We start from the raw sequence: 15,355 nt of genomic DNA on the forward strand, positions 1-15,355 counted from the left end.
TAATGAATGGATGAAATAGCCTAAATGGATCAATCGCTTATCGTGTTCTCGGAGGTCGCGGATACGCGCAACTTCTCTCGCGCCGCGGAGCGACTGCATATGACGCAACCTGCGGTTAGCCAACATATCAAGGTGTTGGAGGAGCGTCTTAAAGTCAGGCTGCTGGAACGCAACAATAAATCCGTGGCGCTGACGAAAGCGGGAGAGATCGTCCTTCATCACGCGAAGGAAATCGGAGGGTTGTATCGCAGGATGGAGGAAATGGTCGACGAGCTGATGCACTATACGGGCGGTCCGCTTTCCATAGGTGCCAGCTATACGTTCGGCGAGTATATGCTTCCTCTAACGTTGGCGCGATTGAATACGGAGTTTCCGGATATTCGTCCTGCCGTAATGATCGGGAATACGTCCGATGTCGCGGAGAAGGTTCGCAACCGGGAGTTGGACGTAGGAATCGTGGAAGGGGAGGAAATCGGTAACGGGCTCGTGGTGGAGAAGCTGGCCGAGGATGAAATGTACGTGGCGTCCGGAGCGCAGCATTCTCTTGTCGATCGCTCGCCGATTTCCATAGAGGCTCTGGAGGAACAGACATGGCTAGTCAGGGAGCAGGGCTCAGGGACAAGGGCGGCGGCCGATAAAATGTTCGCTGAGCTTGGCTTGCGTCCGGCGCGGTTAATGGAAATGAGCAGCACGCAATCGATTAAGGAAACGGTAGAAGCCGGTCTAGGCGTAACCTTGCAATCTCGCTGGGCGCTTCGTAAGGAGCTCGGACTCGGCACCCTGAAGCTATTGGAAGTGAAAGGGCTCCCCTTCAAACGCAGCTTCCATATTCTCATGCGTAACGGCGATCTAAGAACCCGCACGATGGACGTGTTTCTACAAACGTTACGTTCCGTTACGGGGACGATGCTGTCTTCGCGGTTATAGGAATAAGTGGACGGAGAGGGATCGAATGAAGATTTTCAAATCAACCGTTATCGTGTTGGCCGCAGCCGCTCTTATTTTCGCTCTTAACGGATGGGTGAACTATGGTTTGATGCATTCTCTGAACGAAGTTCCCGGAGAGATCAATTCGTTACGTTCTCATCTTGAAGAGCCGATATTTTCGATCTTGTTTCTTTTTATCGGGATCGTGTTCTTGGGAATGTTAGCCGTCCTTCCGAAGGAGAAGGGCTATCTTTACTTAGGCATTTTTTCATTCTTGGTTTCCTTGCAACTTTTCGTCGCTTGGGAAGAGAAAAGCCTGTTGTTCGGGGATTTTCCGGACATTTCCTATGCCTCGCTTGCGATCAAGAGTGGAATCGTTTGGTTGGCATTTGCCTTTATGGCATATATGCTGGGCATGACCGACAATAAATGGAGCCGCTTATTCGTGAGGTCAAGCGGAGGGCTTGCCGGGGTAATAATAGCGACTGTCGTCTTGGAGGGTAGGGAAGCTATCTTTATCCTCTTGAATTTTATGTTCCTTGCGATAGCCTTCTGCGGAATGGCCTTCTACGGAGCGCGAATCTTTACCCTATTAAGGCAACGAACGCATCAAGACGAACTACAATGGGTCGGCAAAGGCGTCGTTTTGTTTATGATCGTTTTGCTGCCCGATCTTGGCAAAGACTTGCTAGAGTATCTAATCGGGCACTCTATCGGCTATCAACCGCAATACTGGGAGCAGTGTTTGGAAGATACGTTTTCTTGGGCTTTCCTGGAGCTGGTCGCGGTGTTCGGAATATTGTTTCTCCGGCGGTTTATTCGAACGTTAATAGAGAATAAGAGCATTAACGAGCAGTTGACGGCGAAAAATGTGCACTTGGAGCAGGAGGTGCGCGCCAGGCAACGCTTGGATCAAATGCTGACCGTATTTACACGCGCATACCGTATCGCTGATTTAGAGCAGAGCGCGCTTCGCGAAGGAAATGATTACTTTCAACCGCATTCCTTTCATTTGGTGAAGTTCAATGAGGCTAAGGATGAGATTCGGGTTGAAGGAGGAGGGATAAGGCCTTCTCAAGAAAGAGAAATCCTTTCTCTTCTTCAAGCCGGCGGAAATTTCGTCCCTGGCGACACGAGGTTTTCTTCGTCCGTTCACTTAAGTGCGGCCGGAGGAGTCGATGGCGCTAAGCTCTTTCTATTGGTTTCCACGGACAATGCCGCGCTTGCCTCTCTCGAGGAACGAGAGCGTTTCGCCTTGGTGTTGATGGCGAAGTATGTCGCGATTTTCCATGACTACCTCCGCATGATAGATGGGCGGCTAATCGAAATAGAACAAAACCGCACTCGGCGTCAACCTTGGTTATCCAAGCTATTCATGCAAATGGCGGAGAAGGAGAGGAGAAGGCTTGCGTCGGATTTGCACGATGATGTGCTGCAAGAAATATTAAATATCCGCAGATCGCTGGACCGGACGATAGGCGGGACCGTAAGCGATGGGGAAAAGGAAAAAATACGCACCGGTCTGGATAATGCCGAGTTTATGATCCGGGAAACCTGCCAGGAGCTTATGCCTTCTTTTATATCGGAGCATGGAGCGGTTCATGCCATATCCAAGCTGGTAGAGAAGATGAGGCTCAGAGCGGACTTCCAACTGGAGTTTCATGGCGCGCCGCCCTCTAAGCCGTTAAGCGATGAACAGAACACGACGATCTATCGAATCGTCCAAGAGCTTATCAACAATGCGTTGAAGCATTCGAATGCCCGCGTCGTTAAGCTGGAAATGGAACAGGTCGATAGCGTTTTCTATATTCGATATGCGGACGATGGCAAAGGGATGGACACGGCGCTTGATTTTGCTACCTCCGACCGGTTCGGACTAAAAGGGATTGCGGAGAGGGTGCGGCTGGTCGATGGATCGCTTTCGTTGGATTCCCGGCCAAGCCACGGAATGAAGGCCGTATGCGCTTTGCCCATCTAACGTTAGGTAAGCGATGAGGGATCGAGGGTCAGCCATTTCAGCTCGAGGCCTTTAACGACGGCTTCTTGGCGTGAACTAACGTTTAATTTCTCGAACATATGCGAGATTAAGTATTCGACATTGCGCTGGCTCATGAACAGTCTATCCGCAATGTCTTTATTTTTGTATCCTCCGGCAATCAGCTTGAGGATTGTCATTTCTTTGTCCGATAAGACTTTGTTTTCTCCGGACTGCGACGAATCTTTGATGGAATTGGATTCCTTAGTTCTTAATTGCCTGACAAGGGGCAAGGGGAGCACGGTTAATTGCTGCATGGACAAGCGAAGGCTGGCGATAAACTCTTGCTCGCCTAGCGACTTCTCCAGAATTCCCGTGACTCCGATGGCGATCAGTCGATCGAAATGATCGGTAATGTCTTCTCCGGTTAAGATAACGACGATGGCTTCCGGTTTTCTGCGCATCGTCTCTTCCGTTAATTCGAACCCGTTCATCTCGGGCAGCTTCAAATCGAAAACGAACAAATCGAAAGAAGCGCTCTCCATGCGGTCGAGTGCTTCTTTTCCGCTCGTTGCGGTTGTCGCTAGAAAGCCGTGTTTCTCTAGAATGATGGCGGTTCCCGCCAGGAAAGTCTTGTGGTCGTCCACTAATAAAATATGCTTCATGACCGATGCCTCCTATCAGAAGCGGTTGCGGTTTTAAGATTAACTCTATCACATTCGCCGATTTCTAACACCGCAATTTTCCATGGATAGAACCGAAAGAGGGGAGCGTGGAAACCGAAATATTTTTGCGCGACCGCATCCGATCTTTTCGGTGAAAGGGAAGATAGAGCCATGCTACCGTTAAAGAAAAGCTAGAGAGACGGGGATCGGACATGCGAATTTATTACTTGGATCGGCTGAAGCTGTTTATGACCGTATTGGTTATCCTTCATCATGCGGCCATTACATATGGGGGAGCTGGGAGCTGGTATTATTACGAACAACACGACAATGATCTGATCGATGTGCTGCTGTCCCTTTTTACGATAGTGAACCAATCTTTTTTTATGGGCTTGTTCTTCTTTATTTCCGGGTATATGACGCCAGCTTCTTATGACCGCAAGAAGGGAATTCGGTTTATGAGAGATAGGCTGATCCGGTTAGGTATTCCTATTCTTGTATTTATGATAGTTGCGGATCCTTTACTGAGGTATGTTGCCACGGGTTATAACGGATCGATAGGGGACTACTTCGCGACAAAGGTAATGGCTCATCCGTTTCTTGGACTGACGGAATTCCATGCAGGGCCATTGTGGTATCTTGTCACGCTTCTTTTGTTTTCCGCTGGTTATGCCTGCTTCAGAGGGTTAACGAGAGGAAGAAGCCTAGGGCATCCGTTTCCGCTGACATCCAGAATCATCGTGGGTTATCTCGCGGCCGTTATTATTGCCAACTATCTCGTTCGTATGGTTATCCCTGTGGGGGAAACGGTTTTATCCTTACAATTAGCCTATTTTCCTGCTTACATTGGTTTATTCATGGGAGGCATTGCCGCTTATCGCGGGAAATGGCTTGAGAGCTTATCCGAGAGCCTGTTTCGGAGGTGGAGAGTCGTTTCGATCCTTCTGATTATTAGCCTACCGATCGGCTTTATTGTAGGAGGGGCATTAAGTGAAGGCACCTCATCATTCGAGGGAGGTCTCACATGGCAATCGGCGTTCTATTCGGCGGTTGATCCGATATTGGGGATTGGGTTGTCGTACGTGTTGCTGGCATGGTTTCACAAACGCTGGAATCAGTCTCCTACAGGGTCGTTCTTGTGGTTGTCCAACAACGCTCTTCTTGTCTACATTATCCACGCGATCGTATTGACCTTCGTTAGCTATGGTCTTCGGCATCTAGTTTGGCATCCACTGCTTAAGTTCGTTCTCGCCTCCTGTATAGTCGTGCCGCTTTGTTTCGCGATTGCTTGGTCGATCAGGCGAATACCTGGCGTGAGAAAAGTGGTTTAACGAAAAAGGGCCTTTAAGCGAAGGAAGAAGCTCGCTTAAAGGCCCTTATCATTTTCATTGGTCGGATTAGCTTTCTTGAGAGATTTTCTTGAACGCCTCGATAAATTGGGCGGACGGGTAAGCGCCGGAAAGCGCGTATTTGTTGTTGATTATGAAGAACGGAACTCCGGTAATGCCGATGGCTTTGGCCGATTCCATGTCTTGCTCGACGGTATCGAGGCCTTGACCTTCATCCAGCAGTCGTTTCGCTTCTTCGGCATCGAGGCCCAATTCCGCGGCAATCTCTAGAAGGACGTCAAGCTTCGCGATATCTTTTCCATCCTCGAAATAAGCTTTCATAACCGCATCGATCCAGTAAACCTCGTCCTCTTCGGGAAGCATTGCCGTAATCCGATGCGCCAGCACGGTATTCGGCATGCGTTCGACTTTGTCGAAGTTGAAGGTTACGTCTACGGCGGCTCCCGCTTCGGTAACCCGCTGCAGCATCGGCCGGAAGCGTTCGGCTCCTCCCATTTTTTTCTCCATTACGCTGTTGAAAGGCAGGCCATCCGGCGGCAAAGTAGGATCCAGTTGATAGGCGTGATAACTTACTTCAACCGTTTGACCGGTTTGTTCTAGCCACGTCTCGATCGCGTCGCTCATATTTTTTTTGCCGATCCGGCACCAAGGGCACACCATATCGGAATAGACATCGATTTTCATTCGTCGTTCCCTCTCCTTCGTTGTCAATCATCTGTGTTCTTAGTATGGCAGACTGAGTGGCGGCATTCAATGTTTGTAGAGGAACGGAAGCCTGGCTTTTTGAACCTTAGCGATCATGGTAAAATGTGAAAAAGATAAACGGGCGTATAGAGGAGGTTCTAAAGTGCCATTAAATATAGACTCGACGGTGGAATTGTTGAACGGCATAGAAATGCCGCGCCTTGGACTCGGCGTGTGGCGCGCCAAAGATGGGCAAGAAACGGAGAGTGCCGTGCTTGCCGCTTTGAAGTCGGGCTACCGAAGCATTGATACGGCTTCGATGTATGAGAATGAGCAGGGGGTAGGCCGCGCCATTCGAGCTTCCGGCCTTCCGCGAGAGCAAATTTTCGTTACGACCAAGGTTTGGAACGCCGAGCAAGGCTACGATACTACGCTTAAAGCATTCCGAAGCAGCCTTGAGCGGCTAGATACGGATTATGCGGATTTATATTTGATTCATTGGCCGGTTGCGGGTAAATATAAAGAAACTTACCGCGCACTGGAGGAGTTGTACGACCAAGGGCTCGTCCGCGCGATCGGCGTTAGCAATTTCCATATCCATCATCTCGACGACTTGATGGGAAGCTGCCGGATCAAACCGATGGTTAATCAAGTGGAGATGCATCCGCTTCTCACGCAGAAGAAGCTGTTCGCCTTCTGCCGCAAGGAGGGCATCCAGTTGGAATCGTGGCGTCCGCTTATGCAGGGGCGGCTAGAGCTGCCATTGATCGATGAATTAGCAACAAAGTATGGTAAAACCCCGGCGCAGATTGTTCTCAGATGGCATTTGCAGCTAGGCGTAGTAACGATTCCGAAGTCGGTACGGGAAAGCCGGATCGTCGAGAACTCCCAGTTGTACGATTTCGCGCTGGAGCCGGAAGATATGGTGCGTATCGATGCGTTGAATGAGAATCATCGCTTCGGCGCGGATCCGGACCACTTCAATTTCTAGCATAAAAGCACGCCGGAATTGAAATACTACATAACGTGTTGCCCCTTGACAACAACAACTGTAATTGATATTATTACAGTAATCATCAGGGAGGCTAAGTGCATGAACAGTGAATTCGTCATAGCTGTACACAGCCTTGTGCTTCTGGCACATCGACCCGATGGGATGGCTTCGAGCGAGGAGATCGCATCCAACGTTTGTACTAACCCCGTTCGCGTCCGCAAGGTAATGAGTTGCCTGCGTAAGAACGGATTCGTGGATACGCGGGAAGGCTCCGGGGGCGGTTACCGTTTATCCCAGGAACCGAGCGAAGTGACTCTGGCCGATGTCTATAGGGCTATGGCTTCAGGCTCATTAGCGCCAAGCTGGTGCAGCGGGGATCCTGAGTCGGATTGCTTGGTGGGTTCGAATATGGCGGACGTCATGAATGCCGTGTTCTGCGGAGCGGATCAGCAGTTGGAGTCTTATTTCGAATCGATTACGATCGGATCGATGTTATCTAGGCTTACGGCTAAGGCTCGAGCTTAGAGGACAAGTATGGCATGGGGTGGAGCGGGTATTGATGTGCCCGATCATCATAGGTTTAATCCATTATTCCACTTACGATAGGAGAGATGTTCTATGGCAGTTGCAATTACGAAAGACAATTTCACTGAGAACGTAGCGCAAGGCGTATCCTTGCTTGATTTCTGGGCCCCTTGGTGCGGACCTTGCAAAATGCAGCTTCCGATCGTGGAAGAGCTTTCCGAAGAATTGAAAGGCACGGCGACGATCGCGAAAGTCAACGTTGACGAAGAGCCTGAGCTCGCTAGCCAATTCGGCGTTATGAGCATTCCGACGCTGATCCTGTTCAAGGACGGCCAACCGGTTGACAAGCTTGTCGGCTTGCAAAGCAAAGAGTCCCTGAAAGCGAAAATCCAGAACCACATGTAAGCATAAGAGAAGAGCGCCGTAAACCGTCTTTCGAGACGTTCGCGGTGCTTTTTTTATGTTTTCTGTTGGTAACCTGTTGCAAATGGAATGAAATCATGATAATCTTCTTATTGACCGAGTGACCAAAAATGAAATATAGTCATATAGTCAGTTTTAGAGGGAAGGAGTGGTGAAGTTGTCCGTGGATCGGAGAAAACTTATCGTAGATGCGGCATCTAAATCGTTCGCCTTGTTCGGATATAAAGCAACAACGATGGATCAGGTAGCTAAGCTTGCTAATGTGGGCAAAGGGACGATCTATACTTTTTTCTCTAACAAGGAAGAGCTGTTCGACGAGATCATGAATCGATTGATTCAAGAGATGAAACTGGTGGCTGACGGGGAATATGACGCGAATCGTTCCTTCTTCGATAATCTTAACCGGATTTTGTACAAAATTCTCGATTTTCGGGAGAAGCACCAGCTCGCGATGAAGATGGCTCACGAAGTAAGGGACATGGGAACGCCTAAAGCTCTCGAAGGCTTGAACAAGCTGGAAGGCGCGATTCTCAGTTACATTCAAGTCAAGATTCAGACGGCGATCGATAAGCGGGAACTGAAGATTTGCGATCCTGAGGTGACGGCATTCGTCATGTTCAAGCTTTACTTGGCTTTGGCGTCGGAGTGGCAGCATTCCCATTCTCCGCTGGAGAAGGAGAAAATTACGGAGCTATTCCAACTGTACTTAATGCGCGGATTGGCCGAGGGGTAGTTGGCTAAGGTCTAAGGGTAGTCCGCTTTTTTTGCTCTAAAATGACCAAATGAACAAAGTAGTCATAACGTATAGGGGTGTAGGAGATGAAAGGAATTAAGCAATTCGTGAAAGAAATGGCGGGCATTGGCCGCAATAAGAAGGTGTTAATTCCGGTAATTGCGGTATTGACGGTTCCGGTATTGTACGCAGCAATGTTCCTAGGAGCTTTCTGGGACCCGTATGGGAAAATGGATGATTTACCGGTTGCGGTCGTTAATTCGGATCAAGGGATGGTTTTCGAAGGCGAAACGCTGCATATTGGGGACGATTTCGTCGAGAAGCTTAAGGAAGGTAATAACTTTCACTACAGCTTCGTAGATAAGGCGGCGGCGCAAGCGGGATTGAAAGACAATACGTATTATATGGCCATCGAGATTCCTGAAGATTTCTCGGAGAAGACGACGACGCTCACATCGGAGCAACCAACGCCTGCGCAGATCGTATTCATGCCGAACGAGAGCTACAATTTCCTTGCTGCTCAAATCGGAAACACGGCTATCGAGAAAATGAAATCGGAGCTTAATAAAGAAGTAACCAAAGCTTATACTCACACGGTAATGGATCAGGTACAAACGCTTGCCGATGGATTGAATCAAGCGAGCAATGGCGCTAGCGAAATTGCGTCGGGTACGGATAAAGCCAAGGACGGAGCAACGTTAATCGCGGAAAACCTGAGCAATCTGGCATCCGGTTCTCTAACGATGCAAGGCGGCGTGGATAAGCTGATTGCCGGAAGCGCGAAGCTGGACAAAGGCGCCTCCGAGTTAGCGCAAGGCAGCGGGTCGCTCGCGGACGGATTGTCGCAATTGTCGGATGCCGGCGGCAAATTGGAGCAAGGTGCCTTGCAAGCGAAGCAGGGAGCGTCCCAACTGAAAGCCGGGCTGTCGCAGTCGGCAGAGGGCGCGGTGAAGCTGGAAGCCGGCGCGAAAAGCGTTGCCGATGGACTTGAGCAATATGTGAATGCCCATCCCGAATTGAAAGAAGATGCCGCATTCCAACAGTTGATTATGGCAAGCAAGCAGGTTGCCGGCGGAATCGGAGAGGCTAAGGTCGGTCAGGAGCAACTGTTGGCGGGTGCGACTAAACTAAACGGTGGAGCGGAGCAGCTTGCTGACGGATTGGTACAGTTCGGCAATCAATTAGATAAGGCTAGCGCGGCAAGCGTGAAAGTGGCTGCGGGGGCCGGACAACTGCACAAGGGTACGACGGAGTTGAATCAAGGGCTTGGCAGTTTGTCTCAAGGCGTTAACGTATTAGTCGATGGTTCGGGTAAGTTGGATGTAGGTGCCCAGGAAATGACGGCAGGGTTATTGAAGCTGACGGACGGAACGGGCGAATTGTCCAGCAAGTTGAGCGAGGCTGCCGAGAAAACCGCAGGCCTCAATGCAGGGGACTCCTTCGTCGATATGTTCGCCAGTCCGGTAGATCTTGACGTCGTCAAATCCACTGAAGTACCGAATTACGGAACGGGGTTCGCCCCTTACTTCCTCTCGTTAGGCTTGTTCGTTGGAGCTTTGCTCTTGACGATCGTCTATACGGTAAAGGAACCTGCGATTAAGCCGACGAGCGGTTGGAGCTGGTTCGTAGGGAAACTTCTTACTATGGTGTTCATAGGCGCGGTGCAGGCAATAATCGCCGATCTGGTCCTGCTATACGGGTTAGGATTAGAAGTGCAGAGCTTACCACTATTCTTCTTATTTACGATAGTAACGAGTATTACGTTCATGGCGCTTATTCAGTTCTTGGTTACTGTGCTTCAGCATCCAGGTAGATTTATCGCGATCGTGATCCTCATTTTCCAACTGACGAGCTCGGCAGGAACATTCCCGCTGGAATTAATTCCGAATTGGCTGCAGAAAGCGAGCCTATGGTTCCCGATGACTTACTCGGTATCCGGTCTTAAGGCTGTCGTATCCAGCGGAGAGTATTCCTACGTGTGGGATAATGTATGGGTCTTGCTCGGCTTCGCGGGCTTGTTCATGGCGATGACTCTGACTTATTTCGTCATGGCCTATCGCAAAGAATATACGGGATCGCGTGACCAAGATCATGCGTTAACCGCATAACGCTAGACAGAGTAAAAAAGGTTGAGCCGAGGATCATTCCTCCGGCTCAACCTTTTTATAATCAGCTGTTAGACCGCCCACTGCCCGTGCGCGATCGCGGCAAGCTTCCATTCGTCGTTCTTGGATACGAAGACGAGAATCAAGCTCTGCCAATCCGTTCCTTCTAAGCTTTTATCGAAGCCTGGATAATGGAACTCCACGAAAGACGCTCCCGGATATGCCTCTGTTCCATTAAACACGATATTCCCTTTGCTGATGATTTTATTGAAGCTTACGTTAGGGGCATTTCCGAAATCCTTGTTATATACGAATTGCTCGAAGTAGTCCCGGAACGAGAGCTCGATCGGGTCTCCTCTGCCATCATAAGTCCCCCAGAGTTGTTTCGTCGTGTCTTTAAAATCAGGGAGAGCATCGGCTTGGAAGACGAGGTCTGTTTGGGTATTGATATGGGGGTACGGTGAAAATCGCAAGCCAAGCTCCGAATCGATTAGTGGGGTTAGAGAAGTTAAGTCTCTTTCCCGCAAATATTCTACAACCTCTCGGGCGACCGTTTCTAGCTTGGCATCCGGGACGTTGGATGAATCGGGTGTTTGAGTATTGGATGGAACGAGCTCAGTTGGAGCAGGTGACTCGCTTCCCGTATTGACTGTAGTTTCAATCCCGAGGGATGAACCGGCGGATGGAAAAGCTTTAGGAGCATCGGTTGCTCCGTTTTTATTGGAAGCGGATCCGCAGCCAGACAACAGGAGAGCGAGAATAGCCGCACTCAATAGCGGGGTCATTCTACGCACGTAAATTCCTCCTTGCAGTGATGTAATTAGTTAGACGCAGAAGTCGCGAAGATGTTCCGGTGGAAAATGATGAGATTTGACTTTTATTCTTAAGGTTCAATGAAGTAGAGTCGGAAGCGGTACACGGACACCCTGACATTGGAGCAGGCCAACGATTCGGATGCGTGGGTGAAAGGTTAGCGTTAACGGGTTCACTCGCCCAAGAATGGGTAGCATAAGGAAGAGGACGGTTCATAAGAAAAAGCAGCCCGGATTTGCAGGCCGCCCTCATGGGGTGGTTGCCTGCGAATCCGGGCTGCTTTTGGGAGAGGCTGCTTGGGTAGGGGCGATTAATCCGTTTCCTTCCTTATGGAAGGCACGGGAGCGACGGATTTGGTTGGCTCCAGCGTGTCGTTGACGAACGCCATGTCTTGGTTTTTTGCTTTCATGTTCGTAGTTCCTTTGTAGTTGCCTTTGTGCGATTTGTTTTCCATGGGGTCTCCCTCCTCTCTACGTCGTCATTGTGCGCAATCGCCTTTAACGTTATCCGCAAGGAGGTTCTTTCATTATGGTAAACCGCAATCAACGTGCATTCGTATGGATGCTCACGATCTTGCTCAGCCTGCTCAGCCTAGTAGCATGTTCGCGAAGCGAATCGGTGCCTTCGCCATCGGCAAGCCCGCCATCCGTATCTGAAGGCACGCCGGATTCCGCGGAGGAATGGTTAATTAAAGGAAGGGCAGCTGCGTTGAAAATGAATAAGTACGGCTTTCAGCTACAAATGAAACAGGAACTGGACGGGGGAGAGAAAGGAGGGAGCACTCGCGTAGAGATCGACATGCAGGGCCGAGCTGAACGGAATCCGCTCAAGCTCGATCAAACGATCAAAAGCGTGATTGACGGGGAAAAGTCGACCTTACGCGCCGTCGTCGTGCCGGATGCCTATTATATGTATCTCCCGGAATACGAGGAGTGGAGCAAGCTGTCCAAGGACGTAGCGGCGGAGAATGTTGCGACGCTATCCGATTATCAGGTAAACCCTGAACAGGCATTGGCCAGCGTCCAAAAATTAGGGGAGTCCTTAAAGGCTGAACGGGATGGCAAAGTAGTAACCGTGCGTTACGAAGGAGTCGGTCCGGAAGCATCGGCTTTCCTGACCGAACTTTCCAAGAGTACTCTGGGCATCTCCGTCGAGCAGACGGAAATCGTTAAGAGTATCGAGGTTCTGAAGCTTAAAGTAATCGTAACTCTGGATGCCGAGCAATACTGGCCTTTGTCTTACCGGATCGAGTCGGATATGAACATCGAGCTGGAGCCGGGAGTGAAATCGACAGTTAACCAAACGTTAGCAGGCACCTATAGCAAACACAATGTTACCGCCGCGATAACGGTACCTAAAGAGGCGCAAGCGGCTTTGGATCCGGATGAGCTCGGCAAGGAGCTTGGGTTGGAGTGATGCTGGGAGCAGCTTTGACGCTATCCCTTTCACTCAGGAATGGGTCTTTGATCACTGGGCATATTGGTGAGCGGAAATTTCGATGGGTTCCTGAACGAAGGGGATAACGTAAAAGAGGATGCAGAGCCTTAGGCTTTTCTGAGCGAAGGGGATAACGTCAAAAAAAGAAGGGATATGCGACTTATGGCGACTAGCGGTGGACGTTCCCCTATACATCCGTTATAATGGCGTGAGAATTGAACAGCTTGACGATCGGGCCGGAGATGAACTTGAGGCGGCGATCGCAAGAAATCAGGAGTGTTAGATCATGGCATTATCGTGCGGAATTGTCGGACTTCCCAACGTAGGCAAGTCGACCTTGTTTAATGCAATTACCCAAGCGGGAGCGGAGATGGCCAACTATCCGTTCTGCACCATCGATCCGAACGTTGGAGTCGTTGAAGTACCGGATGCGCGTCTACAGAAGCTCGCAGATATCGTGAATCCGAACCGGATCGTTCCTACCGCGTTCGAATTCGTGGACATTGCCGGATTAGTTAAGGGTGCAAGCCGCGGAGAAGGGCTTGGCAATAAATTTTTGGCTAACATTCGCGAAGTCGATGCGATCGTTCATGTCGTTCGCTGTTTTCAGGATGAGAACATTACGCACGTCTCCGGTAAAATCGATCCGATCAACGATATCGAAGTCATTAATCTGGAACTTATCCTTACCGATATCGATTCGGTAGAGAAGCGGATGGAACGGACGCGCAAAGGCCTTAAGGGCGGCGACAAGAAAGTAGCCGAAGAGCTTGAGGTTCTCCAACGCATGCATGAGGCGTTAACCGCCGAGAAGCCGGCTAGAAGCGTGGAGCTATCCAATGAAGAGAAGCTGCTTATTCGCGATCTGCATTTGCTCACGATTAAACCGGTGCTATACGCGGCGAACGTAAGCGAGAGCGAAGCGGCGAATGCCGACGGCAACCCTTACGTACAGAAGGTTCGCGAGTTCGCGGCAGCGGAAGGCTCCGAAGTCGTATTCATTAGCGCTAAAGTGGAATCGGAGATCGCCGAGCTTGAAGGCGAGGACAAGGAGCTTTTCTTCGAAGAGCTTGGCTTGACCGAGTCAGGTCTGGATCGCTTGATCCGCGCTTCGTATAAGCTGCTTGGCTTATACACCTATTTTACGGCGGGCGTGCAAGAGGTTCGCGCTTGGACCATCCGCAAAGGAACGAAAGCGCCGCAAGCGGCGGCAGTTATTCATACCGACTTCGAACGGGGATTCATCCGTGCTGAAGTCGTATCTTATGAGGACCTGACGACCAGCGGTTCGATGAAAGCAGCCAAAGAAAAAGGGCTTACGCGTCTGGAAGGCAAAGAGTACGTGGTTGCGGACGGCGACGTGATGCATTTCCTTTTCAACGTATAAAAATGATCCAAGGAAGCAACTTAGCAGAGAGGATCCTGCCGGGTTGCTTTTTTTGTCGTTGCTGTAACCTTTCTGAGGCACAAGTCGTCTGAGACACTGAATAAGCAAGAAGTAATAATTTCCAGCCATGATCAGGCAAAAATTCGGAAAGGGGTAACTTACATGTATAAGAAAAAGCTATTTATCCTGGCTACAGCAGTGGGTCTGCTTGGAACGAGCGCGGCTGTCGGCGCTAGCGGATTAGTCAGCAAGGTTGCTGGCGTGTTGAATAAAGAGGTGTCCGTCTCCGTAGACGGAAAAGATACAGATCTTCATCCGGTCTACATTGACGGTAAAGCTTATTTGCCGGCCCGCGATGTCGCGGGAGCGCTCGGTTACAGCTTGAACTGGAACTCGAAAGGCAAAGAAATCGAGCTTAAGGCGAAGGATGAACAAGCCGTGCAGTATATGAGAATGATGGGCGTCATTGTGGACGTAAGCAAGGCGCAAGATGGGAGCTATCGGATCGAATTGCTCGGAAAAGGCGACGACCGGTGGATGATTCTGTTCGCGGACAAGGATACGGAATTGACGGATAAGGATGGCAAACCCGTGGCGGCAGGGGACCTTAAGGCAGGTATGCGCTTGACTGCCGAATTCGGACCGATTGTTGCCATGAGTTATCCCGGGCAATCGCACGCTCATCGCATTGTTGTTAGCGGCGAATCACTAGTGAAGGAAGATGTCATTCAATCGGTCGAGAAGACGAAAGATGGCTGGCAGATTATTTTCGGAGAGACGAAAAGTGGAGTTGCCGTTCCGACGCTTAAGTTGACTGCGGGCAAAGAAACAAGCGTAATGACGGCTCAAGGGGAATCGGTAGCGTTCGAAAGCCTCAAAACAGGGGACAAGGTTCGTGCTTACTATGGACCGTTCACGACGAAGAGCATTCCTCCTCAAAGCCCGCTGCATTATCTTGTCGTGTTGTCGGACAACGGGCAACTCGCTCCTGTGGAAATCCAAGAATACCGGGAGTTAGCGTGGAAGAGCGTTCCCGACGGCGAGAAGATTCACTTGACGACCAAGAAGGACGAGGCGCAAGTGACGGTCATTGATTCCAAGGACATTCGACTGTTGAATACGCCGGATGAACAGAAGAACAAACTGGAAGAGATCAAAGCCGCTAACGGCAAGCTTGTTGAAGTGATGTACAACACCGATCAAGATACGTTAATAGGACCATTGAAGCTCGTATTCGATCCGGAATCGAAAGCTTTGGTCGGGTTTTTCATTCGGAAATAGGCGATGGTCATTGATTATTCCTGTCCCGCACGGATCGGCTTGATTGTGGTATAATAA

15 protein-coding genes are annotated in these 15,355 nt (G+C 50.1%); 11 read left to right on the forward strand and 4 right to left on the reverse strand.

Annotated features, from left to right (window positions below):
- The first annotated feature begins 24 nt into the window (after nucleotides 1–24).
- Nucleotides 25–927 (forward strand): LysR family transcriptional regulator, encoded by a 903-nt coding sequence (locus L3D05_RS09345; RefSeq protein WP_239615764.1) that lies wholly within the window; start codon nucleotides 25–27, stop codon nucleotides 925–927.
- A gap of 25 nt (nucleotides 928–952) precedes the next feature.
- A complete protein-coding gene (locus L3D05_RS09350) occupies nucleotides 953–2,905 on the forward strand; it encodes a sensor histidine kinase (RefSeq protein WP_239615765.1) in 1,953 nt (650 codons plus the stop codon).
- Nucleotides 2,906–2,907: 2 nt separating this feature from the next.
- Here the strand turns inward: L3D05_RS09350 and L3D05_RS09355 are convergent, their stop codons facing one another.
- Nucleotides 2,908–3,567 (reverse strand): response regulator transcription factor, encoded by a 660-nt coding sequence (locus tag L3D05_RS09355; RefSeq protein WP_239615766.1) that lies wholly within the window; start codon nucleotides 3,565–3,567, stop codon nucleotides 2,908–2,910.
- Between the two features lie 212 nt (nucleotides 3,568–3,779).
- Between L3D05_RS09355 and L3D05_RS09360 the strand changes: the two genes are divergently transcribed.
- Nucleotides 3,780–4,898, forward strand: a complete 1,119-nt coding sequence (locus L3D05_RS09360; protein ID WP_239615767.1) for an acyltransferase family protein — start codon at nucleotides 3,780–3,782, stop codon at nucleotides 4,896–4,898.
- A gap of 66 nt (nucleotides 4,899–4,964) precedes the next feature.
- On the opposite strand, the gene L3D05_RS09365 is transcribed toward L3D05_RS09360, so the two are convergent.
- A complete protein-coding gene (locus tag L3D05_RS09365) occupies nucleotides 4,965–5,600 on the reverse strand; it encodes a DsbA family oxidoreductase (RefSeq protein WP_239615768.1) in 636 nt (211 codons plus the stop codon).
- A 211-nt stretch (nucleotides 5,601–5,811) separates the two neighbouring features.
- On the opposite strand from L3D05_RS09365, the gene L3D05_RS09370 reads away from it, so the two are divergent.
- From L3D05_RS09370 to L3D05_RS09390, 5 genes are all read left to right on the forward strand, one after another.
- A complete protein-coding gene (locus tag L3D05_RS09370; RefSeq protein WP_255807459.1) occupies nucleotides 5,812–6,591 on the forward strand; it encodes an aldo/keto reductase in 780 nt (259 codons plus the stop codon).
- A 102-nt stretch (nucleotides 6,592–6,693) separates the two neighbouring features.
- Complete coding sequence (locus L3D05_RS09375; protein ID WP_239615770.1) at nucleotides 6,694–7,119, forward strand: RrF2 family transcriptional regulator; 426 nt, start codon at nucleotides 6,694–6,696, stop codon at nucleotides 7,117–7,119.
- A gap of 93 nt (nucleotides 7,120–7,212) precedes the next feature.
- Nucleotides 7,213–7,524: a thioredoxin gene (gene trxA / locus L3D05_RS09380; protein ID WP_239615771.1), complete on the forward strand. Its 312-nt coding sequence runs from the start codon at nucleotides 7,213–7,215 to the stop codon at nucleotides 7,522–7,524.
- A gap of 175 nt (nucleotides 7,525–7,699) precedes the next feature.
- Complete coding sequence (locus L3D05_RS09385) at nucleotides 7,700–8,275, forward strand: TetR/AcrR family transcriptional regulator (protein WP_239615772.1); 576 nt, start codon at nucleotides 7,700–7,702, stop codon at nucleotides 8,273–8,275.
- An 86-nt stretch (nucleotides 8,276–8,361) separates the two neighbouring features.
- Nucleotides 8,362–10,383, forward strand: a complete 2,022-nt coding sequence (locus L3D05_RS09390) for a YhgE/Pip domain-containing protein (RefSeq protein ID WP_239615773.1) — start codon at nucleotides 8,362–8,364, stop codon at nucleotides 10,381–10,383.
- Between the two features lie 68 nt (nucleotides 10,384–10,451).
- Here the strand turns inward: L3D05_RS09390 and L3D05_RS09395 are convergent, their stop codons facing one another.
- Together L3D05_RS09395 and L3D05_RS09400 are read right to left on the reverse strand one after the other, a co-directional pair.
- Nucleotides 10,452–11,174 (reverse strand): hypothetical protein, encoded by a 723-nt coding sequence (locus L3D05_RS09395; protein ID WP_239615774.1) that lies wholly within the window; start codon nucleotides 11,172–11,174, stop codon nucleotides 10,452–10,454.
- Nucleotides 11,175–11,503: 329 nt separating this feature from the next.
- Nucleotides 11,504–11,647, reverse strand: coding sequence for a hypothetical protein (locus L3D05_RS09400; protein WP_239615775.1), 144 nt, complete (start codon nucleotides 11,645–11,647; stop codon nucleotides 11,504–11,506).
- A 74-nt stretch (nucleotides 11,648–11,721) separates the two neighbouring features.
- On the opposite strand from L3D05_RS09400, the gene L3D05_RS09405 reads away from it, so the two are divergent.
- The 3 genes from L3D05_RS09405 to L3D05_RS09415 all read left to right on the forward strand — a co-directional run bounded on the left by L3D05_RS09405 (nucleotide 11,722) and on the right by L3D05_RS09415 (nucleotide 15,298).
- A complete protein-coding gene (locus L3D05_RS09405; protein WP_239615776.1) occupies nucleotides 11,722–12,609 on the forward strand; it encodes a DUF6612 family protein in 888 nt (295 codons plus the stop codon).
- 307 nt (nucleotides 12,610–12,916) lie between these two features.
- Nucleotides 12,917–14,017 (forward strand): redox-regulated ATPase YchF, encoded by a 1,101-nt coding sequence (gene ychF, locus L3D05_RS09410; protein WP_239615777.1) that lies wholly within the window; start codon nucleotides 12,917–12,919, stop codon nucleotides 14,015–14,017.
- A 162-nt stretch (nucleotides 14,018–14,179) separates the two neighbouring features.
- Nucleotides 14,180–15,298 carry a stalk domain-containing protein gene (locus tag L3D05_RS09415; protein WP_239615778.1) on the forward strand — a complete coding sequence of 373 codons (1,119 nt, stop codon included), beginning with the start codon at nucleotides 14,180–14,182 and terminating at the stop codon, nucleotides 15,296–15,298.
- The last annotated feature ends 57 nt before the right edge of the window (nucleotides 15,299–15,355 follow it).

Origin of the sequence: Cohnella mopanensis, assembly GCF_022352055.1 — a bacterium.
Lineage (GTDB): Bacteria > Bacillota > Bacilli > Paenibacillales > Paenibacillaceae > Cohnella > Cohnella mopanensis.